Here is a 20766-nt window from a genome sequence, read left to right as displayed (position 1 = left end):
GAACTGGTCAACCATCTGCACAGGCACCGCCAGCGTCACCCCATCACACGCCGCCCGAGCCGCCTCAACACTCCAACCAATCATCGACCGCCCGCCAACCGGCACCATCACCTTGGTCTGCCCACCGTCCGCGGCCCCGAACCGCGTCCCCGCCCCGGCAGCCAAAACAAGCGCCCAAGCCCGTCCCACCGGCCCAGTCTGCCCCCGATGACACAGCGAGACGAGGGCTGCGGAGGGGCCGGTGTGCCCGCGCGCAGTTATGAAGCGCCCCTGCGACACCGCGCCTGTGCGCGAAGCGCTTCATCTGTTTGAAGCACGGGTACATCGGCCCCTCCGCAGCCCGGGCACGAAGAAGCCTCAGTTAGCGGAAAGTCAGCCCGCGCCGGCGGCGCCGACCGCGAAGGGCAACAACGAGAACCACCACGACGATCAAACCAAGAACAATCCACCAGATCACCGCAATCCGAACCCCCCGAGAAGCCCGTTCGGCAAGTCGCTCAGCCTCCGCCTCAGCCGCAGCAAGCTCAGCATCCAGCAGCTCACCCGAAACAAGCAGCTCCCGAACACCCCCCTCGTTCAACGTCATCACGCCGTCAACAGGCAAGCTCCCCGCCCCCTGAGGCACCGTCGCCCGCACCACCAACGTCACCAGCTCGTCAAGCGGCGCCCCCGCCCGCGCCTCGATCTCGGCAATCGGCAACCCGAACAGCTCGCCTTCCAACGCTTCAGCAGTAGCCGGATTCACGAGCCCGGCAACCGGACGGTCCAAGCCGACGGTCACCGTCAGGTCGTAGATCACCTGCGCCCCGTCGCGCGATCCCACAAACGTCGCCGAACGGAACAGTCCGGCGGAACCGTCCGCCGGCCGGTCGATCTCTGCAAGCACGTCCGCCAGCTCGGCTGGAGACGAGAAGCGCTTGGCTGCCACCACGCGGAGCCGCTCGCCTGCGGGCGTCTGCTCGGCGAACTGCCGGACGTCCCAGCCGACCAGGCCGTCGGTCACGATGATCTCGCCCAGGTCGGGCACCCACCGCAGCACCTCTTCGTCGAACGTGATCTCGACGGTGACCTTGCCGGCGCCGTCGTGCGCGATGTCGATGTCGACGACGATGTCGACCCGGCAGCTCGCCGCCAACACCAGTACGGCGAGCAGAACGAGCGCAGCGCCGAGCGTGCGCCCACGCGGGTTGTGGCAAGCGTCAATTCCGGGCGAACCGCTCGCAGGCATTCGCCGGGGCATGCCTACTCGGCGGTTGCGGCCTCTTCGAGCTCGATCGGCCCGGGGTCGAAGCCCTCGATGGCACGGAACACGATCTCGTCGTCTTCGACGTCGACCACGATGATCTCGCCGGCGTGGAACTCCTTGTAGAGGATCCGCTCGCTGAGCGCGTCATCCGGTCGTAGCTGGCGTCCTCATCGGCGGTCGCGAAGCCCACGCGTGCCTTGCGCAGGTCGGCGGTGCCCAGGTTCGAGGTCATGATGAGCACGGCATTGCGGAAGTCGACCGAGCGGCCCTGCGCGTCGGTCAGCCGGCCCTCTTCCAGAATCTGCAGCAGCGTGTTGAACACGTCCGGGTGGGCTTTCTCAATCTCGTCGAACAGCACCACCGAGAACGGCTTGCGGCGCACCGCTTCGGTGAGCTGGCCGCCCTCGTCGTAGCCGACATACCCAGGCGGGGCGCCCACGAGGCGGCTCACCGTGAACTTGTCCATGTACTCGGACATGTCGAGGCTGATCAGCGCGCCCTCGTCGCCGAACAGGAACTCGGCCAGCGTCTTTGCCAGTTCGGTCTTGCCGACACCCGACGGGCCCAGGAAGATGAACGAGCCGCCTGGCCGCTTGGGGTCTTTCAGCCCGGCGCGGGTGCGGCGGATGGCCTGGCTGACGGCCTTGATGGAGTCGTGCTGGCCAATGACCCGCTTGTGCAGCTCGTCTTCCATCTTGAGGAGCTTCTGGGTCTCCTCCTCGGTCAGCTTGTACACCGGGATGCCGGTCCAGATGGACAGCACCTCGGCGATGCCCTCCTCGTCGACCTCGTCGAACAGGTCGTGCCCCTCGGAGCGAGCCTGGGCCATCACCTCGGTGCGCCGCTCGAGCAGCTCCTTCTCCTCGTCGCGCAGCGCCCCAGCGGTCTCGAAGTCTTGCGATTCGACCGCCTGCTTCTTGCGCTCGGTGACATCGGCCAGCTTCGTCTCGATCTCCTTGAAGTCGGGCGGCGTCGACATGCGCTTGATACGCAGGCGCGACCCGGCCTCGTCGATGAGGTCGATGGCCTTGTCGGGCAGGTGGCGGTCGGCGATGTAGCGGTCGGCCAGGTTCGCCGCGGCCACGAGGGCCTGGTCGGTGATGGTGACCCGGTGATGCTGCTCGTAGCGGTCGCGCAGCCCCTTGAGGATCTCGATGGTGTGGCTGAGCGTGGGCTCGTCGACGGTGATCGGCTGGAAGCGGCGCTCGAGAGCGGCGTCTTTCTCGAGGTACTTGCGGTACTCCTCGAGCGTGGTGGCGCCGATGGTCTGCAGCTCACCGCGGGCCAGCATGGGCTTGAGGATCGACGCAGCGTCGATCGCGCCCTCCGCAGCGCCGGCGCCGACGAGCGTGTGCAGCTCGTCGATGAACAGGATGATGTCGCCGCGGGTGCGGATCTCCTTGAGGACCTTCTTCAGGCGCTCCTCGAAGTCGCCCCGGTAGCGGGAGCCGGCCACCAGTGCGCCGAGGTCGAGCGTGTAGAGCTGCTTGTCGCGCAGCAGCTCGGGGACATCGTTGTTGACGATCTTCTGGGCGAGACCTTCCACGATGGCGGTCTTGCCCACGCCGGGCTCGCCGACGAGCACCGGGTTGTTCTTGGTGCGGCGCGACAGCACCTGCATGACGCGTTCGGTCTCGCGCAGCCGGCCGATGACCGGGTCGAGCTTCTTGGCCCGAGCATCCGCGGTGAGGTTGCGCCCGAACTGGTCGAGCACCAGCGAGCCGCTCTGGCCGCCCTGCTCGCTGCCCTGGCCCGATGAGGCGCCGACGGTCTCGCGGCCGCCGCTCGAGCCGCTGTAGCCGGAGAGCTGCTGGATGACCTCTTGGCGGACCTTCGACAGGTCGGCGCCGAGCTTGACCAGCACTTGCGCGGCCACGCCCTCGCCCTCGCGGATCAAGCCGAGCAGCACGTGCTCAGTGCCGATGTAGTTGTGGCCGAGCTGCAGCGCCTCACGCAGCGACAGCTCGAGCACCTTCTTCGCGCGCGGCGTGAAGGGGATGTGGCCGCTGGGCGACGAGCTTCCCTGCCCGATGATCTCTTCGACCTGGCTGCGCACGGCCTCCAGTGAGATGCCCAGGGACTCCAGCGCCTGGGCGGCCACGCCCTCGCCCTCATGGATCAGCCCCAGCAGAATGTGCTCGGTGCCGATGTAGTTGTGATTCAGCAGGCGCGCTTCTTCTTGCGCCAACACCACCACTCGGCGAGCCCGATCGGTGAAGCGTTCGAACACTGGGCCTCCTGGTTTGAGCCTTGCACAGGGTGCAGAAGGTCTCCTGAGCGCAGTGTAACGATGCCCTGCCGCATCGCTCCTTGCTGCCGCTGTCGTTTACGGTTGCGCCGTGGCGCCCCTTTCCCCGTTGCAGGCCCGGCCCGACGCAGAGGCTGACCTGGCCCGTGTGGAGACGGCCCTGCGCGCTGCGGCGGTCACCGGCGACGAGTTTCTCACCGAGGTGACCTCGCACCTGATCCCCGCAGGCGGCAAGCGGCTGCGGCCCGCGTTCGTCATCGCGTCGGCGCTGGCGCGCAGCCCTGATGGTGCCGCACCAGATGCGGTCACCGATGACATGGTGTGCGGCGGCGTAGCGGTAGAGCTGGTGCACCTGGGCTCGCTGTACCACGACGACGTCATGGACGACGCGGAGACCCGGCGCGGCATCGAGGCGGTGAATCACCGCTGGGGCAACCTGAAGGCGATCCTGGCCGGCGACTTCCTGCTGGCCAAGGCGTCGGAGCTGGCGGCGTCGCTGGGCACCGAGGTGGCCGCGCTGCTGGCCGCCACCATCGGCCGGCTGTGCGAGGGCCAGGTGCGTGAGCTGCAGCTGATCTATGACCGGAGCCGTACCGAGGACCAGTACTTCCTGGCCATCCAGGGCAAGACCGCCGAGCTGTACGCAACGTCGTGCCGCATCGGCGGGCTGGTGGCCGGCGTCGACGCTGAGACCCTGGACCGCCTGACCAGCTTCGGGCTCGCCTACGGCATGTCGTTCCAGATCGTCGACGACGTGCTCGACCTGGTCGCCACCGACGAGGAGCTCGGCAAGCCCTCGGGCAACGACCTGCGCGAGGGCGTGTACACGCTGCCGGTGATCCGGATGCTGGCGGACGGGCACCCGGACGGCGATCGCCTGAGCGAGCTGCTCGGCGAGCCGCTCGACGACGACCGGCGGGATCGGGCCCGAGCGATCGTGGTGGACGGCCCCGAGATCGCCAGCTCGGTGCAGACCGCGCAGCGCTATGTGACCGCGGCCCTCGATGCGTTGGCGCCGCTCGACGCCACGCCCGGGGTGGTCGGTCTCCGTGCCGCAGCGTCGAACCTGCTCAGCGCGCTGCCCTCGTCCGCCGGGGCCGCAGCCGCAGCGGGCACCGATTGAGCGTGGCCGGGCCGCAGATGCAGCCGGGCTGGCCGATCCGGCGCCGCTACCGGCATGGCTGGTGGGACCCTGGTCGCGGACCGTGCTGGCAGTGGGGTTCCCGCACCTTTGTGATGGGCATCATCAACGCCACCGACGACTCGTTCTCCGGTGACGGCATAGCCGACCGCCTCGACGAAGCGCTGGCGCTGACACGGGAGCTGGTGGCCGCCGAAGTGGACATCATCGACATCGGCGGCGCTTCCAGCCGGCCCGGTGCCGAGCCCACACCACTGGAAGTGGAACGGCGCCGCGCCGTGCGGGTCATTGGCGCTGTGCGAGCCGAGCTGGACCGCATCGGGGCTGAGCTTCCGATCTCGGTCGACACAACCTGGGCAGAGGTGGCGGCCCCCGCTCTCGATGCCGGAGCGACGGTCGTGAACGACATCACCGGTTTCCGCCTCGATTCCGACATGGCACCGCTGGTGGCCGAACGCGGAGTGGCGGCCGTCATCATGCACAATCAGCGAGGCCGGCCCCACACCGATCTGGTCGCCGACGTGACGACGGGACTGGAGGCCAGCCTCCAGATCTGCGCCGAGGCGGGCGTGGGCACCAACCGGATTGTCGTCGACCCGGGCTTCGGCTTCGGCTTCGGCGTCTCGCAGAACCTCGAGATGATGCGACGACTGCCGGAACTGTGGGCACTGGAGCTGCCCTTGCTCATCGGCACATCGCGCAAGTCCACCATCGGCGAGGTCACCAACACCAAACCCGGCGATCGCCTGTTCGGCACCGCCGCCACCATCACTGCTGCCATCTACGCGGGCATCGACATAGTGCGAGTGCACGACGCCGCCGAGATGACCCAAGCGATCCAGATGACCGACGCCATAGTCCGCCCCACGACCCAGTAACCCAAGTCTGAAGGCACAGATGCCACAGCTGCGGAGGCGGCAGGAGGCTCTGCGACGTTGCGACCAGTTCCCTCGCGGACCCACGGCGGAGTTGTCAATGACAGCGGCCAAGAAATGCGGAACGGTGCATATCTCTCGCCTGCCGGATCGCTGGTCGCAGAGGATTCTGCCGCCTCCGCAGCGGGCGCAGACGGCTCAGCGGTCGACGGGTGCGACGGTGCCGTCGGGCATGAGCTGGGTGCGGGTGCCGTCGGCGGCCTCGCCGTAGAACGTCGGCTGGCCTGATGCTTCGAGCACCGCCAGCATGGCCGGCAGCGGTTCATCGACGCTGCGGAGGAACTCGATCACCAGATCGGGGCCGAGATGGTCGAGCATCTCGAAGGGGCCGTGCACCCAGTTGAAGCCCCAGCGGATGGCGTTGTCGACGTTCGCGATGTCGTCGGCGATCTCGGGCACCAAGTCGGCCGCATAGGTCAGCGTGCCGCCGAAGGCGTGGCGGGCGAGCTCGCCCTGGACTGAGTCGGCAAACAGCACCGCGCCGAGGTCAGCGGGCACGCCTTCGAGATCGGGCGGCGAGGCGGCGCGCCATTCGCCGGCGACGAGATCGAAGGTCTCGGCCTTGCGGGATCCGTCATCCAGCTTCACTCGCCGGCTGAAGCCGCCGCCGGTCTTGCGTCCGAGCTGGCCCCGGTCGGCCATCGCCTGTTCCGCCTCGGGAAACGCAGTGAAGTCGAGCCCGCGGTCGCCCGGCGGCAGATTCTGGGCCAGGTTGGCGCCGACCAGCTCCATCACGTCAAGACCGATGAGATCGATGAGCCCGTACAAACCGGTCGGGGGCAGGCCGATCGGAGCGCCCAATACGGCGTCGACGGTCTCTTGGGTCATGCCGTCGGCCAGGAACGGCTTCGCCACGTGCAAGCCCCTCAGCATGAAGAAGCAGCCGATGCGGTTGCCGATGAAGTTGACGGTGTCCTTGGCATGCACCACGCCCTTGCCGAGACGCTCAGCGCCGAATCGGGCGAAGGCGTCGATCACTTCGGGATCGGTGTCTTCGCCGGGCACCAGCTCGAACAGCTTCATCACCCGCACCGGGTTGAAGAAGTGGGTGATCGCCACATCGTGGCGGAAGCGCTCGCTCATGCCGTCGGAGATCTGGCGCAACGGGATGCCCGACGTGTTCGACGAGATGACCGAGCCGTCGCTGCGCGCAGCTTCGAGCCGCTCGAACAGCTCGCGCTTGGCGGCCAGATCCTCGATGACCGCCTCGCACACCCAGTCGTAGCCGGCGATGTCGTCAAGCCGGTCGTCGACCGTGCCGATGCTGACCAGATCCCGGCATTCCTCGTCGACGCCGTCCAGCGCACGCTGCGCCGCTGCGGGGTCGGTGTCGAGCACGAGCACCCGGCAGCCCGCCGCCGCTGACGCCGCGGCGATGCCGGCACCCATCGTGCCCGCGCCGATGACTGCTACCGAGTCGATGCGCCTCGCAGGCTCGGCTGTGTCGATTTCCCTCATCTGCCCTGCCTACCGGGTGCCGGCGACTTCGCGGCCGATGATCTCTTTCATGATCTCGGTGGTGCCGCCGTAGATGGTTTGGATCCGGGCGTCCGCGTACGCCTTGGAGATCGGGAACTCGCTCATATAGCCGTACCCGCCGAACAGCTGCAGGCAGCGGGTGATCAGCCGCAGCTGCATCTCGGTCACCCACCACTTCGCCTCGGCCGCATCGGTGGCGGTCAGCTCGCCGGCGTTCAGCGCCTCGATCTGGCGGTCCACGAACACCCAGGCGATGTCCAGCTCGGTCTTCATCTCGGCCAGTTCGAAGCGGGTGTTCTGGAACGAGGCAATGGTCTGGCCGAAGGCCTGCCGCTCGCCCACGTAGTCGACAGTCCAATCGAACGCCGCCTGCGCGTGCGCCACGCCGCCCACGGCGATCGACAGGCGTTCCTGGGGCAGGTTCCGCACCAGGTGCATGAAACCGTTGCCTTCGCCGCCGAGCAGGTTCTCCTCGGGCACGAACACGTCGTCGAAGAACAGCTCGGCCGTGTCCTGGGACTTCAGGCCCAGCTTGTCGAGATTGCGGCCCCGCTCGAAGCCCTCCATGCCCTCCTCGAGCACGATCAGCGACATGCCCCGGTGCTTCTCTGTCGGGTCGGTCTTGGCCGCCACGATCGCCAGGTCGGAGTTGATGCCGTTGGTGATGAACGTCTTGGCGCCGTTCACCACGTAGCCGTCGCCCGAGCGCACCGCCGTGGTGGTGATCGAGGCCAGATCGGAGCCGGTCCCCGGCTCGGTCATGGCAATGGCGCTCATCAGCTCGCCGCTGGCGAGGCCCGGCATCCAGCGCCCGGCCTGCTCGTCATTGCAGAGGTTGATGAAGTACGGCAGGCAGATGTCGTTGTGCAGCGTCATGCACTGCCCCGAGCTGGCCGCGCCCGACGCATGGACTTCCTCGTTGACGATGGCGTTGTAGCGGAAGTCGAGAACCCCGCCGCCGCCGTATCGCTCGTCGACGGCCGTGGCCAGCAAGCCCACATCGCCCGCCTTGCGGAACATGGCCTTGTCGATCTTGCCGTCCGCCTCCCATTTCTCGTGGTTGGGGACGATCTCGCGCTCCACGAAGGCTCGTGCCGTCTCGCGGAACATCTCGTGCTCGTCGTCGAAGATGGTGCGCCGCATGAGGCGAGCGTATGCCGCCGCACTGCAGCGAACCACGGCCGGCCGCGGCGAGCAGGCATCGGGGCTGCATAGATGCCGCACAGATAGCGTCTCGGCCCGTGAGGGAGCAGGACTCGCCGAGCGATCTCAGCGCCACCGTCGAGCCCGGTCACGATTGGAGCGCCGTCGAGCGGGCAGCCGCTGCGATGCGCCGGCTGAACCAGGCGCTGGCGAATCGGCGGGTCGACGACGAGGTGCTCGACGAGATCACGGCCACGGTCGAGGCCACAGCGGCGCGGCTGGAGCAGGGCACGCTGCGGGTGAAGATCGACGACATGCTCTCGCGGCCCTACCTCCGCGAGATCTACGAGGGGCAGTACTTCCCGCTGCCGCTCGAGCCCGGCGACGAGATCGAGTTCGACCCGTTCTCGATCGGCGGCGGCACGCTGCACCCGGCTTCGGTGAACGTCAGGTACTTCAAGGAGTCCGACGACGCCGTGACCGGCGAGGCGGTGGTGGACCCCATGTTCGCCGGGCCGCCCGAGCGCACCCATGGCGGCGTGGTGGCGCTGATCATCGACGAGCTGATGGGCGCGCTGAACCGAATGCGGGGCCGGCAGGCATACACCGGCCGGCTCACCGTTCACTACCGTGCAGCGACCCCGCTGGGGGTGCCGTTGCATCTGCGGGCCTGGATCGAGAGCACGACAGGCCGCAAAATCGTCCAGCACGCCGAGGTTCACGGGCCCGAGGGTCTGTGCGTCAACGCTGAGGGCCTGTTCATCCTGCGAGCCGACGCGCCGCCGATTCCCGAGGGCTAGTCCTGCCGTTGCCCCGGCGAGGCGGTGGCGAGCTGGTGCAGCAACTCGACAGTGCCGACGTACTCGCAGTCTTGGTCCGCGACGGCTGACAGTTGGCCGAGGGTGACCAGTTCGGGCGCCAGTTCTGCGAGCGGGTCGAGCACGAACCGGCGCTCGTGCAGGCGGGGGTGCGGGATCTGCAGCTCGGGGTCATGCATCTCCACGTCGCCGAACAGCAGCACGTCAACGTCGAGCGTGCGCGGGCCCCAGCGCTCACGGCGTACCCGCTGTGCCGCGGCTTCGAGGGCGTGGCAGCGGGCGAGCAACTCGTATGGCCCGTCGAACACGGCCAGCTCGGCCACGAGGTTCAGGAACTCCGGCTGTTCGGGGCCGATCGGCGCGCTGCGGTACAAGCCCGAGACCGCCACGAGCACGCCTGCGGCGTCCAGTGCTTCGAGGGCATTTGCTAGCTGTGCAGCGGGGTTGCCGATGTTCGCGCCCAGCCCCACAAAGGCCCGCACGCCGGGCGGGCTCACCGGCTCACGTTCGCTGGGCAGGCCGGCTCACGCCGGACGACGGGTGATGCGCACACCGCTGGTGCCGAGGTCGGCCGCAACCGGCGGGCGCAGTTTGGCGACCGTGACCGTGGCGGCGGTCACGCCATCGATTCCGCACAGCTCCGCGGCGATCAGTTCGGCCAGCCTTTCGAGAAGCTGCGGCTGGGCCTCGTCGCACAGCGCCACGATGCGGTCGCATGCTGCGCCGTAGTCGATGGTGAGGTTCAAGTCGTCGGTGGTGCCTGCTGGGCTCAGGTCGGCGTGGAGATCGACGTCGATGCTGAGCGGCTGTGGCGCGGTGCGCTCATGCGCCAGAGCCCCGATCACGCACGTCACCCGCAAATCGCGGAGCTCAATGCGGTCGCTCGCGGCGACCGCATCATCGGCACAGGGGTCGCCGTGAGGCGGCGCATCGGGCTCGTCGCTCGTGGCGACCGCATCATCAACAGGGCGGTCTGTCACTGCAGTGCTCAGCTCGTTGTGCCCTGGCCGGGGAGGATGCTCAGCGCCACGTCGACCACACGGCGCCCCTCGGGACCGACTCGCTGGCCGAAGATCCGCTCGGTGATGGCCGTGGCCTGAGGACCGGTGGGCACCTTGCCCGACAGCAACAGATACGACGCCACGAACCCGCAGACGTCCTCGCCGACCCGCTCCTTGTGCAGGATGACGCGCTTGCGCTCGCCGGCCAGCCGCTCCAAGTCGTCGTGGACCGACTGCAGGTACTCGCCCAAGTCGTCGAAGGCGGGCCACGGCCGGTGCAGGTAGGGCATGTCCAGCTCGTCGTAATTGTGCAGGTTGTGCGGTGCCGAGATCAGCGACACGACGATGTCGAACTCGTTGCGGCGCAGCCAGATGATCTCTTCCTGACGGCGAACGCGCCGGTGGCTGGCGCCATAGCCGCCGGGACGCTCGCATACTGCGAGGCGGTCGGCGACGACCCAGTTGAAGTTGCGGGGCTGAATGCCCTCCGCCCACTTCCCTCTCATAGCTCGCCGTCCCTGCAAGCGTGTACCCGGCAGAATGTACCGGTGCTCGACTGAGCCTGCACAGCCGTTCTGCAAGAGCTTCAGGTGCTCTCGGAGGCTGCAGCGTCGTACGCGCGGATCTCGGCCAGGTTGCGGTACTTCTGCGCCAGATCCAGCCCGTATCCGATGACCCACACCGGCGGCAGCCGGAAGCCGATGTAGTCGACGAGGCCGTTCAGGCTGCCGTTGTGCTCGCGGGTCAGCAGCGAGCACACGGCCAAGCTGGCCGGGCCGCGGGCCAGCAGGCTGCGGCGCAGGTACGACAGCGTGAGGCCGCTCTCCACGATGTCCTCCACCAGGATCACGTCGCGCCCCGCGATGTCGATGTCGAGATCCTTGAGGATGCGCACGACGCCGCTGGATCGGGTGCTGCTGCCGTACGACGACACGGCCATGAAGTCCATCTCGACCGGCAGGTCGATGGCGCGGCTCAGATCGGAGGCGAACATCACCGCACCCTTGAGCACCGCCACGAGCAGCGGCTGGCGGCCCGCGTAGTCGGCGGTGATCTGCGTGCCCAATTCGGCAACCCGCTCGGCGATCTCGGGGCCCGAGACGAGCACTTCGCCGACGGCGGGGTCGCCGGCGAGCATCGAGTCGAGGTCGCTGTGGGATTCCTCCGAAGCCGATGCCCCTGCCACGTGAGCCGAACTTAGCGGCTATGCGTTTCCGATGGCGGAACAGCTTGCTCGAGTCGGAGCCGATCAGCCGAGCGGCTGACCCGCCGCCCGCCCCCAACCTCGGTGGCGCGGTGGGTGTGCCTGGCCACCTCGAGCACCCGCTCGACCGTGCCGGCATCGGGCGGATGATCGGTGCGCAGCCACGCCCGGATGGCTCGCCGAGCCAGGGCCACCGGCGCATTCCGCAACTCGGACGCACTGGTGGGATCGATGTCGGCCGCCAACACGTCGAGGAGGTCGGCGTCGGCAGCCGCCAGCCCGGATCCACGGGCCAGCAACGGCACCACGTCACGCCCGGCAATGTCACACAGCAGCGGGATCACCTCGTGACGGACACGGCTGCGCCAGAAGCGAGGGTCGGCGTTGGATGGATCACGGACGGGTTCGTAGCCGACCAGCTCGCAGACCCGCTCGGTCTCGGTGCGCCGCAGCCCCAGCAGCGGCCGGCGGTCGGCTCTCATGGCCGCGAGCGCATCGAGCGCGCCGCCGCGCAGCAGCTGCAGCAGCACTGTCTCCGCCTGGTCGTCGGCGGTATGGCCCAGCAGCGCCTCGGGGCCGAGCGCGGCGTGGCGGGCCTCCCGAGCCCGCGCCTGCAGGTTCGCCCCCGGCGTGAGGTCCACGTGCATCACACTGAACCCCGCCCCGAGCTGGTCGCACAGCGCCTCGACTCTTGCCGCTTCTGCCTGTCCCGCTTCGCGCAGCCCGTGATCGACATGAACTGCGGTGACGGCCGTCACCCCGCTGCCGCTCCGCTGCGCAAACCGGCAGGCAAGCACCAGCAGCGCGGCCGAGTCGGCGCCACCCGACACTGCGCACACCAGCTGGGAACGCTCGATGTCGGCGAAGGTGCACCGGTCCGCCATGCGTTCGAGTTCGTCGTCGATCGCCGTCGCCGTCCCGTCGCCCGCAGCCGGCGGGGTCGGGGCGGAGGCATCAGGCCGCGGGGACACGCTCCAGCCAGGCTTGAGGGTCGCGGATCTCCGCCATGGACGGCAGGTGCTCGACGCGCTCCCAGATCCGGTCCACCGCCCGGGGGCCACGCTCGGCCTCGATCTCGGCGATGAAGTCCTCGCCGGCCTGGTACTGCGCCAGCTTGGCCTCAATGCCCAGCAGGCGCTGGATCAGCCGCGCCATGCCGCGCACATTGCGGCGCCGGTGGTGCATCACCACCGCAAACCGGTCGGCATCGGGGATGTGCCCGCGGGCGGCCCGCGCCATCGTGACGTCGCCGTGCCCTTCCACCAAGCTCATCATGCCGCCCACCTGGGCGATCAGCTCGCGCTGGTGGTCGGTGGCGAACACTGCGGCGAGCCCCCCTTCGCCCAGCAGGTCTTGGCTGTCTTGACCTGTACTGCTGCGACGCAGCGACATCAGGTTGCGGAGGCCTTCGCGCAGACGCTCGGGATCAGGCTGGGCCTCGTCGACCAGCCCGTTCACCAGTTGCAGGAAGTGCGGTCGCAGCCACGGCACGCCGGTGAACTGCGAGCGGTGGGTCAGCTCGTGGAGCGCCAGCCACAGCCGAAACTGCGCCGGGACGAATGCGTAGCGCTTCTCGGTGACCAGGATGTTCGGGCCGACGAAGTAGACGGTGTCTCCCGCTGAACCCGGTGAGGTCGCGCCCGTGCCAGCGGTGCCGCCTGCTGCGCCATTATCCCGGCGAGAGGCATCAGCGCCCGGCGCCGTGTCGTCATCAGAGGCCCACAGCAGGTCGTACTGGCCGAGCACCCGCTTGGACATCCAGCCGAGTACGGAGCCCAGCTCCACCGCTCCCAGCGTCTGCGTCACGCGCGAGGTTTCCGCAGTGCCGTCGGCCCCGGCCGAGGCGCCCAGCAGCGGCTGCAGCAGGCGCCGGAACGCTGCGATGTTGGCGTCGATCCAGCCCGTCCGGTCGATCACCTCTGCGTGCGCCTCGCCGGGCGTCTCCAGCCCGGTCTCGATCGCCACCAGCTCGGCCGCAACCGGCACGAATCGGGCGAAGTCCTGCCGCAGCGGTTCAGCGAGATAGGACTGGTACAGCGGCTCAGTACCTGCGACCCGCACTGCGATGCGACGCGCCAATTCCCAGTCGACGTGCTCGTCGGCGGGATCGCTCATCGTGAGATCAGCGCTTGGGGTACCGCGGCGCAACCACCTTCTGCACGTAGCCCGCCACCAGCTTGGCAACGGTCAGCACCGTCACGATGGTCAGCGGCACCGCCAACCAGTAGTGCCAGACCTGCGCGCCAAGGAGCTCCATGGCGCAGATATTAGTGGTCACGTGCCCAGAACCCCTCGTGAGCCGCGAGGCCTCGCTGGTACCGTGATCCGCCGGTCGCCCGAGTAGCTCAGTGGCAGAGCGGCTCTCTCGTAAAGAGCAGGTCGTGGGTTCAATCCCCACCTCGGGCTCGCCGGCGGACCGCAGGGCCGGCTGGTGGGCGAGGCCCTACCCGCCGAGATGGCCGAGGCGGATGAACAGGCAGCACAGGGCCAAACGTTGGTTGGCGTTGAAGCGCAGCGCCTCGGCGGCGTCGCCGATGGCGTCCAGCTGTCCCGCTGCCGACGTTGCGCGCAGGCTGCCGTTGCCGGATTCATCGCGGATCTGCGATGCCATCACGGCCAAGCCCATCGTGATCTCGTCGGTGCGCACCCGGCGCAGCTCACGGCGGTGACGCTCGTCGAGCGAGCTGCGGCCCACATTCGTCCCGTAGAGCTCGGCCCGCTCGTCGGCTGCTGCTCGCTCTGCCTCGTGGCGGGCTTCGAGCGGTGCGGCGGCCTGCTCGGCCGCCTCCAGCGCGGCATCCACTGCAGCCATCGCTGCGGATGCCGTGCCGTTCAGCGTGCCCCGCAGGCCGCGCCACGTCTCGATGCGCTCGGCGGCTGCGTCGTCGGAGGCGAGCAGGCGAGCCCGATCGATCGAGCCGCCGGCCGCGGCCGCGGCGAAGCTGGCACGGCCGCGTTCGATGCCCTCGGCGACGAGCAGCGCTTGCAGGTCGGCGTCGCCCAGCGCCTCGAAGTCCACGCGAGCGCAGCGGGAGGCCAGCGTCTCCATGGACCGGTTGACTTCCTCGGCGAGCAGCACGAAGACGCACGACGGCGGCGGCTCCTCGACCGACTTGAGCAGGATCGGCGCGCTCAGCGCTGCGCGGTCGACGTCGCAGAGCACAATGACCTTCTGCTCTCCGGCGACGGGCGCAGCCGCGGCGGCACGCACCGCCTCGCGAGCCTGCTCGGCCGTCATGGCCGCACCGACACGGTCGAAGACCAGCAGGTCGGGGTGCTGCTCGGCGAGCGCGAGACGGCGTTCACGCTCGGGAGTCGCGCTGCGCGCCGCCAGCAGTTCGCCGGCAAAGCGGCATGCAGCGCCGCGCAGTCCGGCACCGGCAGGGCCGACGAACAGGTAGGCCGGCAGCGGCGAAGCGAGCGCAGCCTGCAGGCGGTCGACGGCTGCCGGCTGGCCCACGACGCCGTCGAGCAGGTTGCCGACCGGCGCCTCGTCGACGACCGGCTTGTCGGCGATCGGCTCATCGAGCGATGGCGAGGAAGCCGGAGCCGAGGCTTCCTCCGCTGCCGGCGCCTCCGCTGGACGCTCGGCTGTGGCTGGTGTCGATCCTGTCGCAGGCTCGGGTCGCGCAGGCGGATCATGGGGCGGCGCAGGTGGCGGTGGCGGTGGGTCGCCGAGGTCGAACAGCGACAGCGGGGCCGGCTCGACTGCGGCCGGCTCAGAGGTACCCCCTGATTCGTCGGTGCTGTTTTCCGATTCCACGGCGAGCGCTCTAGCCCGCCATAGCGGGATGCGAAGCAACCGCCTCGATGACGCGAGCCGCTACCTCATCGACGCTGCCGATGGCGTCCACACGGACCCAGCGATCGGGTTCCGCGTCGCACAGTTCGCGATAGCTGCGCCACACCCGCAGCGCGAACTCCAACGCCTCGCCCTCCAGCCGATCCGGCCCATCACCTTCGGGCGCCTCGGCATCGGGATCGGCGTCTGAATCGTCTTCGAGCAGCGACATCTGCTCGCCGCCGACCCGGTCCAGCCGATGAACGCGCCGGTCGGAGTCTGCGAGCGGCACATCGAGCAGCACCACCACGTCAGGCAGGACGACGTCAGGCAGTTCCTCGGAAGCACCGGCGGGCCGCCTGCAGGCATAGTCGATCAACGCCCGAAGCTCGTCGAGCGGCAGGCCTCGCCCGTAACCCTGGTAGGCCAGCGTGGAACCGTAGGAGCGATCGGTGACCACGTCACGGCCGGCCTCCAGCGCAGGCGCCACGACCGTCCCAATGTGCTGCGCCCGGTCGGCACAGAACAGCAGCGCCTCGGTACGCGCCGACGGCGCTTCGTCGGGCGCGGCATGCAACAGCACCTCCCGCAGCGCCTCGCCGAGCGGCGTTCCGCCCGGCTCGCGGGTGAGGATGGCATCGAGGTTCGACGCCAGCATCTCGGCCTGCGTGGACTTGCCGCTTCCGTCGAAGCCTTCCAGCGCGATATAGCGGCCGCGGGCGGTCATGACGTGCCCTCAGTGGCTCCCGCCGAGCGCGGCGCGCGACGCCCCACGCCCCGCCGACTGCGCAGCGACAGGCCGGCCAGCGCACCAGCCAGCAGCATCAGCAGCGCGCCCAGCCACAGCGCCCCGCGAACCCCGGGCAGCGCCAATGCCCAATCGCCGATCCTGATCTCGTTGTCGAACGCGACGTCGAACAGCCAGTTGAAGCCATCGGAGAGGAACCCGCCCATCGCCATGCCGACGAGCACGAAGAACCTCACGAGGGTGAACATTGCAGCGAATATCCGCCCTCGCAGCACTTCTTCCACGTTCTCGTGCAGCAGCGTCACTCCGTTGACATAGACCGAACCGGCGGCCACTCCGAGGACCAACACGGCTGCGTACGCCACGAGCGAGATCGAGACCGTCGCGGCAAGTCCCAACGCTCCGCCGGCGAGGAACAGGGACGTCACGAACTGTCGTGTCCGACCGAGCGGTTCATGGCCAGTGCGCTCTCGCCGCCGGCTGGAGACGCTCTGGAGGAGTGTGACCAGACTCACGCCCACCCCTGCACCGACACCCATGACCACGAGAATCGTGCTGTGACCGGCGCTGCCCGCTCCGAGTATCTCGTCGTTGAAGACCACGCTGAGCGGGATCAGCATTCCGCCAGCGATCATGCCGGTGCTCAATCCAACTAGTACTGCCCTCACCTGCGGGCTCAGGAAGATGAAGTCCCAGCCCTCACGCAGATCGCGAAAGCCCTGGCGCCAGTCGATGCGGCGACCGGTGTCACGCTTGCGGTGCGCAGCGGTGATGTGCGGTGCCAGGGGCAGCGTGGCGATCAACAGTGCCGCCACCAAGAAGGTCGCGGAGTCGACGACGAGGGCCATCTCCACTTGCCCGATGTCGGTCCAGCCGAACGCCGCGCCGAGCTTGGCCATGCCGGCGAACGCCAGCCCGCCGACGAAGAAGGTCCCGTACGCGGCGACCATGCCGAGCGAGTTGGCCGCCGTCAAGTGCCGTTCAGGCACGATGTTGGGGACGATGGCCTCTTTGGCCGGGCTCCACAGCGAGGTCGCCAGCTCCAGCACCAGCGATGCCAGCACCAGCATCCACACCCGATCAATGAATGGGATGGTCAGCAACACGCTGGCCCGCGCGATGTCGCAGATCACCAAGAGGCGCTTGCGGTTGAAACGGTCAACGATGATGCCGCCCGCAGACGCGAGGAAGAATCCCGGCAGGATCCGCGCCGTGATCACGAGCGTGATGGCTCCGCCTGGCTGGTCGCCGCCGACGCGATTCGCGACCACAAGTATCGCCAGCAGACCGATCCAGTCGCCAAACGAGCTCACCACCTGCGCGATCCAGAGGCGCAGGAACCCCGGCGCTGCGAACAGCCCCGGCTGCGGCGCCTCGGCTCCTGCGTCGTCGACGGCTTCAGCGTCGGCGTCAGAGTCGGCGTTGTGCGCGTCCGAGTCGCCGGACGACTGCATCGAACGATCCGAACTCATGGCACTCAGCAGGCTAGAAGCCGGGCGCTCCCTGCTATCCCGGTTGCTTGCGGGCGGGTGATTTCTTCGCCGCACGCTTGCGCGCAGGAGCCTTCTTGGCGGCACCCTTGCGCGCTCCTGCCTTCTTCTTGGCCGGCTTCTTCTTGGCGGGCTGCTTGCGCCGTGCCGCTCGCTTTTTCGCTGGGCCCTTGGCGCGCCGCATCGCCAGCAGCTCCGCCGCTCGCTCGACGGTCAGCGTCTCGGCATCGTCGCCCTGCCGCAGCGACGCGTTGTACTCGCCGTCGGTCACGTACGGTCCGAAGCGGCCGTCCTTGAGCACCATCGGCTTGCCGCTGTCGGGGTCCTGGCCGATCTCGCGGCCCGCATTCGCCGCCTGCTGGCCGCGGCGGCGTCGGGGCTGGGCGAGCAAAGCCAGTGCTTCCTCCAAAGTGAGCGTGAAGAGCTGCTCCTCCGTCTCGAGGCTGCGGTTCTCAGCCTTCGCCTCGCCGACAGGCGCCTTGGTGAGATACGGCCCGAAGCGGCCGTTCTGCACGGTGATCTCGGCGCCGTCCGCCGGGTCGGCGCCGACGGTGCGCGGCAGCGTCAGCAGCTGCAGCGCGTCCTCCAGCGTCAGCGTTTCGGGCGACTGACCAGACAGCAGCGAGGCGGTGCGGGGCCGGTCGTCGGTCTCGTCGGGCCGTCCCACCGAGACGTACGGGCCGAAGCGCCCGGGTCGCACGATGATGTCGAGGCCGCTTGCCGGGTCGGTGCCCAGCACCCGTTCGGTGGGCGCAGCGAGCAGCTCGAGTGCCCGTTCGATGGTGAGCTCGTCGGGCGCGAGGTCGTCGGGCAGCGGCCGGGTGGCATCGCCGCGCCGCAGGTACGGCCCGAAGCGCCCCACACGCGCCACCACAGCCTCGCCGTCTGCGTCCGCGCCGATAGGGATGCTGTTGATCTCTGCTGGGTCGATGTCTGCCAGCCGGTCGTCGGAGACGAGGTAGCGCAGGCCGCCGGCGGCCTCGGGCGTGGCCGCGCCCTCATCGCCGAAATAGAACGCCGTCAGCCACGGTTGGGCGTCGCGCTCGCCGCTCGCGATCTCGTCGAGGTCCTCTTCCATGCGAGCCGTGAGCGCATAGTCGACCAAGTGATCGAAGTGCCGCTCCATCAGGCCCACGGTGGCGAACGCGGTGAACGCCGGCACCAATGACGAGCCTTTCTTCCACACGTACCCGCGCGCCTGGATGGTCTCGATGATGCTGGCGTAGGTGCTGGGCCGGCCGACGCCCAGTTCCTCGAGCCGCCGTACGAGCGATGCCTCGGTGAACCGGGCCGGCGGGCTGGTGCTGTGCTCGGCCGGTTCCAGCGACACCGCCGTTGCTGCATCGCCCGCCTCCAAGTCGGGCAGGATGCGCTCGGGCTCCTCATCGGCGCCGGCCGGCGGCGGTGCGTAGACGAGCCGGAAGCCGGGGCTGCGCACCACGGTGCCGGCGGCAGACAGCTCGACGCTGTGGCGGCCGGCCGCCGGTGAGCCCTGCGACAGTGCCGGCGGCAGGGCGCAGGCTGCCGTGCCGGCCAGCCTGATCGTGACGGTCTCGCCGGTTGCATCGATCATCTGGCTGGCCACGGTGCGCTGCCACACAAGGTCGTACAGCCGGGCGGCGTCGCCGCCGAGATCGGTGACGCTGCCGGGCGCGGGCCAGCTGTCGCCGGCGGGGCGGATGGCCTCGTGCGCCTCCTGGGCGTTCTTGACCTTGCGGGTGTAGATGCGGGGCTTCGGCGGCAGGTTGTCTTCGCCGTAGCGGCCGGCGACGATCCGCCGGGCCGCACCGAGCGCCTGCCCGGACAGCGTGGTGCTGTCGGTGCGCATGTAGGTGATGCGGCCGTTCTCGTAGAGCCGCTGGGCTGCGGCCATCGTGCGCGAAGCGGAGAAGCCCAGTCGAGCACCGGCCGCCTGCTGCAGCGTCGAGGTGATGAACGGCGCCGGTGGGCGGCGCCGGTACGGCTTGGATTCGCGCGAGGTCACGGCGAGCTGGGCCCCGGTCAGGGCACCGGCAAGCGACGCCGCAGCGCCGGCGTCGAGCACAGACACCGAGTCCGTGCGCAGCTGGCCTTGCTGATCGAAGTCGCGGCCGGTGGCGATGCGGCGCTCGTTCAACGACACCAGCGATGCGTCGAATTGCTCGCCGGCCGATGGGCCCGACCCCGCACCGGCTGCCGTGCCGGTCTGGGCCTCGAGCGTCGCGGTGATGCTCCAGTACTCGGCGGCCCGGAAGACCATTCGCTCGCGCTCACGCTCCACGATGAGCCGGTTGGCCACGCTCTGCACCCGGCCCGCGGAGAGCCGGGGCGCCACCTTGCGCCAGAGCACCGGCGACACCTCGTAGCCGTAGAGCCGGTCGAAGATCCGCCGTGCTTCCTGCGCGTCCACCAGCCGCCGGTCGAGATCGCGGGGGTTGTCGATGGCATCGCGGATCGCCGCGGCCGTGATCTCGTGGAAGACCATGCGCCGCACCGGTATCTGTGGGTTCAGCACCTCGAGCAGATGCCAGGCGATGGCCTCGCCCTCCCGGTCCTCGTCGGTCGCGAGGTAGAGCTCATCGGCGGTGCGCAGCAGCGATTTGAGGCGCCGCACCTGGTCCCGGGCCGTCACGACATAGAGCGGCTTGAAGCCGTCGTCGGGGTTGACGCCCAGCGTCGCCCACGACTCCGACTTGTAGGCAGCGGGCACTTCCGAGGCATTGCGCGGCAGGTCGCGGATATGGCCCACGGACGACTCCACCACGTACTCGTCGCCCAGCAGGCGCGAGATCGTGCGCGCCTTCGCGGGCGACTCGACGATGACGAGAGAAGTGGCCATGGAGATCCGAGGTGAGCAGCGCCCGCTCAGCGACGCTGATCGGTACAGCGCCGGCGCGGACAGCGCCGGACGGTAGCGCAACAGTTTCAGTTAACAGCAGCGGAGCGTCGTTACGGGGATGCCTGCCGGGTGCCCAGGCGGTGCAGCCCCACCGCAACCGCGGCCGCCACAACAGCAGCCACGACCGCCACCGCCAGGTCGGATGCAGGCGGAGCGCCCAGCGCAGCATTGCCGAAGCCCTCGGCGTCAGGATCGCCGACCGGCCAGGGCCACAGCACCCGCAACGAGCCCGCCATCAGCCCCATCAGCACCGCAATCACCGCATCCCTCCACCGCTCCAGCAGGCGCTGCAGCAGCCGCGAGAACAACCCAAGACCCAGCACTGCACCCACCCCGAACAGCAACACCGTGCCCACATCACGGTCCGACACCGCCTCGGTGATCGGGTCATACAGCCCCAGCAGCAGCAGCACGAACGCCCCGGAGATGCCAGGCAGGATCATGGCGCAGATAGCAAGCGCCCCCGCGCCGACGATCACCACAGCGGCCGGATCGGCAACGCTGCCCGCGCGCACCCCCAGCAGCAGGAACACCGCCACCCCCACCGTCACGAAGATGCCCGCAAGGCCGACCCGCCATCGGCTCACCTGCGACCGAGTGGTCACCACGGTCACGGCAACAAGCCCGAAGAACGCCGCCGACAAGCCAACCGGC

Annotated in this window: 19 protein-coding genes, 1 tRNA gene and 1 pseudogene; 4 read left to right on the top strand and 17 right to left on the bottom strand. The window is 69.0% G+C overall.

The window, feature by feature from the left end:
* The 3 genes and pseudogenes from VI480_RS15625 to VI480_RS06125 form a co-directional block, all read right to left on the bottom strand.
* The coding region (locus VI480_RS15625; protein WP_416246651.1) for an NTP transferase domain-containing protein at positions 1-189 on the bottom strand (189 nt) is incomplete at its 3' end.
* A gap of 172 nt (positions 190-361) precedes the next feature.
* Positions 362-1228, bottom strand: a complete 867-nt coding sequence (locus VI480_RS06130; protein ID WP_323671939.1) for a hypothetical protein — start codon at positions 1226-1228, stop codon at positions 362-364.
* A 163-nt stretch (positions 1229-1391) separates the two neighbouring features.
* Positions 1392-3476, bottom strand: a pseudogene (locus tag VI480_RS06125) (ATP-dependent Clp protease ATP-binding subunit); the annotation flags it as partial.
* 109 nt (positions 3477-3585) lie between these two features.
* Between VI480_RS06125 and VI480_RS06120 the strand changes: the two are divergent.
* Both VI480_RS06120 and folP read left to right on the top strand, forming a co-directional pair.
* Complete coding sequence (locus VI480_RS06120) at positions 3586-4617, top strand: polyprenyl synthetase family protein (RefSeq protein WP_323671937.1); 1032 nt, start codon at positions 3586-3588, stop codon at positions 4615-4617.
* 2 nt (positions 4618-4619) lie between these two features.
* The gene (gene folP / locus VI480_RS06115; protein ID WP_323671936.1) at positions 4620-5513 is read left to right on the top strand and encodes a dihydropteroate synthase; all 894 of its coding nucleotides are present in this window, start codon (positions 4620-4622) and stop codon (positions 5511-5513) included.
* Positions 5514-5708: 195 nt separating this feature from the next.
* Here the strand turns inward: folP and VI480_RS06110 are convergent, their stop codons facing one another.
* Entirely contained in the window at positions 5709-7028 is a 1320-nt protein-coding gene (locus tag VI480_RS06110; protein WP_323671935.1) for a 3-hydroxyacyl-CoA dehydrogenase family protein, read from the bottom strand.
* A gap of 9 nt (positions 7029-7037) precedes the next feature.
* On the bottom strand, positions 7038-8192 hold the full coding sequence (locus tag VI480_RS06105; protein ID WP_323671934.1) for an acyl-CoA dehydrogenase family protein: 1155 nt from the start codon (positions 8190-8192) through the stop codon (positions 7038-7040).
* Positions 8193-8290: 98 nt separating this feature from the next.
* Here VI480_RS06105 and VI480_RS06100 point away from each other — a divergent pair, with 98 nt between their 5' ends.
* Positions 8291-8992: a PaaI family thioesterase gene (locus VI480_RS06100; protein ID WP_323671933.1), complete on the top strand. Its 702-nt coding sequence runs from the start codon at positions 8291-8293 to the stop codon at positions 8990-8992.
* On the opposite strand, the gene folK is transcribed toward VI480_RS06100, so the two are convergent.
* From folK to VI480_RS06065, 7 genes are all read right to left on the bottom strand, one after another.
* Positions 8989-9507, bottom strand: a complete 519-nt coding sequence (gene folK / locus VI480_RS06095) for a 2-amino-4-hydroxy-6-hydroxymethyldihydropteridine diphosphokinase (RefSeq protein ID WP_323671932.1) — start codon at positions 9505-9507, stop codon at positions 8989-8991. The two genes, VI480_RS06100 and folK, sit on opposite strands and share 4 nt — an antisense overlap.
* Before the next feature lie 27 nt (positions 9508-9534).
* Complete coding sequence (gene folB / locus VI480_RS06090; protein WP_323671931.1) at positions 9535-9990, bottom strand: dihydroneopterin aldolase; 456 nt, start codon at positions 9988-9990, stop codon at positions 9535-9537.
* Between the two features lie 8 nt (positions 9991-9998).
* Positions 9999-10517: a hypothetical protein gene (locus VI480_RS06085; protein WP_323671930.1), complete on the bottom strand. Its 519-nt coding sequence runs from the start codon at positions 10515-10517 to the stop codon at positions 9999-10001.
* Positions 10518-10597: 80 nt separating this feature from the next.
* The gene (gene hpt / locus VI480_RS06080) at positions 10598-11149 is read right to left on the bottom strand and encodes a hypoxanthine phosphoribosyltransferase (protein WP_416246652.1); all 552 of its coding nucleotides are present in this window, start codon (positions 11147-11149) and stop codon (positions 10598-10600) included.
* Between the two features lie 59 nt (positions 11150-11208).
* Positions 11209-12186: a tRNA lysidine(34) synthetase TilS gene (gene tilS, locus VI480_RS06075; RefSeq protein ID WP_323671928.1), complete on the bottom strand. Its 978-nt coding sequence runs from the start codon at positions 12184-12186 to the stop codon at positions 11209-11211.
* The gene (locus tag VI480_RS06070; RefSeq protein ID WP_323671927.1) at positions 12170-13330 is read right to left on the bottom strand and encodes a zinc-dependent metalloprotease; all 1161 of its coding nucleotides are present in this window, start codon (positions 13328-13330) and stop codon (positions 12170-12172) included. Before VI480_RS06070 ends, tilS begins: the two co-directional genes overlap by 17 nt.
* 7 nt (positions 13331-13337) lie before the next feature.
* Positions 13338-13472, bottom strand: coding sequence for a hypothetical protein (locus VI480_RS06065; RefSeq protein WP_323671926.1), 135 nt, complete (start codon positions 13470-13472; stop codon positions 13338-13340).
* A 77-nt stretch (positions 13473-13549) separates the two neighbouring features.
* Between VI480_RS06065 and VI480_RS06060 the strand changes: the two genes are divergently transcribed.
* A tRNA-Thr gene (locus VI480_RS06060) sits at positions 13550-13621 on the top strand.
* A gap of 37 nt (positions 13622-13658) precedes the next feature.
* Here VI480_RS06060 and VI480_RS06055 read toward each other — a convergent pair.
* The 5 genes from VI480_RS06055 to VI480_RS06035 all read right to left on the bottom strand — a co-directional run.
* Complete coding sequence (locus VI480_RS06055; RefSeq protein WP_323671925.1) at positions 13659-14978, bottom strand: hypothetical protein; 1320 nt, start codon at positions 14976-14978, stop codon at positions 13659-13661.
* Positions 14979-14988: 10 nt separating this feature from the next.
* Positions 14989-15723 (bottom strand): dTMP kinase, encoded by a 735-nt coding sequence (gene tmk, locus VI480_RS06050; protein WP_323671924.1) that lies wholly within the window; start codon positions 15721-15723, stop codon positions 14989-14991.
* Entirely contained in the window at positions 15720-17216 is a 1497-nt protein-coding gene (locus tag VI480_RS06045) for an MFS transporter (protein ID WP_323671923.1), read from the bottom strand. The genes tmk and VI480_RS06045 overlap by 4 nt, the downstream gene beginning before the upstream one ends.
* A gap of 34 nt (positions 17217-17250) precedes the next feature.
* Positions 17251-20052 carry a type I DNA topoisomerase gene (topA, locus tag VI480_RS06040; RefSeq protein WP_323671922.1) on the bottom strand — a complete coding sequence of 934 codons (2802 nt, stop codon included), beginning with the start codon at positions 20050-20052 and terminating at the stop codon, positions 17251-17253.
* Positions 20053-20162: 110 nt separating this feature from the next.
* A partial coding sequence (locus VI480_RS06035) for a DUF368 domain-containing protein (RefSeq protein ID WP_323671921.1) occupies positions 20163-20766 on the bottom strand: 604 nt, incomplete at its 5' end.

Origin of the sequence: Candidatus Poriferisodalis multihospitum (assembly GCF_028283155.1) — a bacterium.
Lineage (GTDB): Bacteria > Actinomycetota > Acidimicrobiia > Acidimicrobiales > Poriferisodalaceae > Poriferisodalis > Poriferisodalis multihospitum.
This window is presented reverse-complemented; position numbering and strand designations above follow the sequence as displayed.

Excerpts from the sequence above, each read along its gene's own strand:
- VI480_RS06130 (WP_323671939.1), bottom strand. The coding sequence starts at position 1,228 with ATGCCTGCGAGCGGTTCGCCCGGAATTGACGCTTGCCACAACCCGCGT.
- VI480_RS06110 (WP_323671935.1), bottom strand. The coding sequence starts at position 7,028 with ATGAGGGAAATCGACACAGCCGAGCCTGCGAGGCGCATCGACTCGGTA.
- VI480_RS06105 (WP_323671934.1), bottom strand. The coding sequence starts at position 8,192 with ATGCGGCGCACCATCTTCGACGACGAGCACGAGATGTTCCGCGAGACG.
- VI480_RS06085 (WP_323671930.1), bottom strand. The coding sequence starts at position 10,517 with ATGAGAGGGAAGTGGGCGGAGGGCATTCAGCCCCGCAACTTCAACTGG.
- hpt (WP_416246652.1), bottom strand. The coding sequence starts at position 11,149 with ATGCTCGCCGGCGACCCCGCCGTCGGCGAAGTGCTCGTCTCGGGCCCC.
- VI480_RS06070 (WP_323671927.1), bottom strand. The coding sequence starts at position 13,330 with ATGAGCGATCCCGCCGACGAGCACGTCGACTGGGAATTGGCGCGTCGC.
- VI480_RS06065 (WP_323671926.1), bottom strand. The coding sequence starts at position 13,472 with ATGGAGCTCCTTGGCGCGCAGGTCTGGCACTACTGGTTGGCGGTGCCG.
- tmk (WP_323671924.1), bottom strand. The coding sequence starts at position 15,723 with ATGACCGCCCGCGGCCGCTATATCGCGCTGGAAGGCTTCGACGGAAGC.
- VI480_RS06045 (WP_323671923.1), bottom strand. The coding sequence starts at position 17,216 with ATGAGTTCGGATCGTTCGATGCAGTCGTCCGGCGACTCGGACGCGCAC.
- topA (WP_323671922.1), bottom strand. The coding sequence starts at position 20,052 with ATGGCCACTTCTCTCGTCATCGTCGAGTCGCCCGCGAAGGCGCGCACG.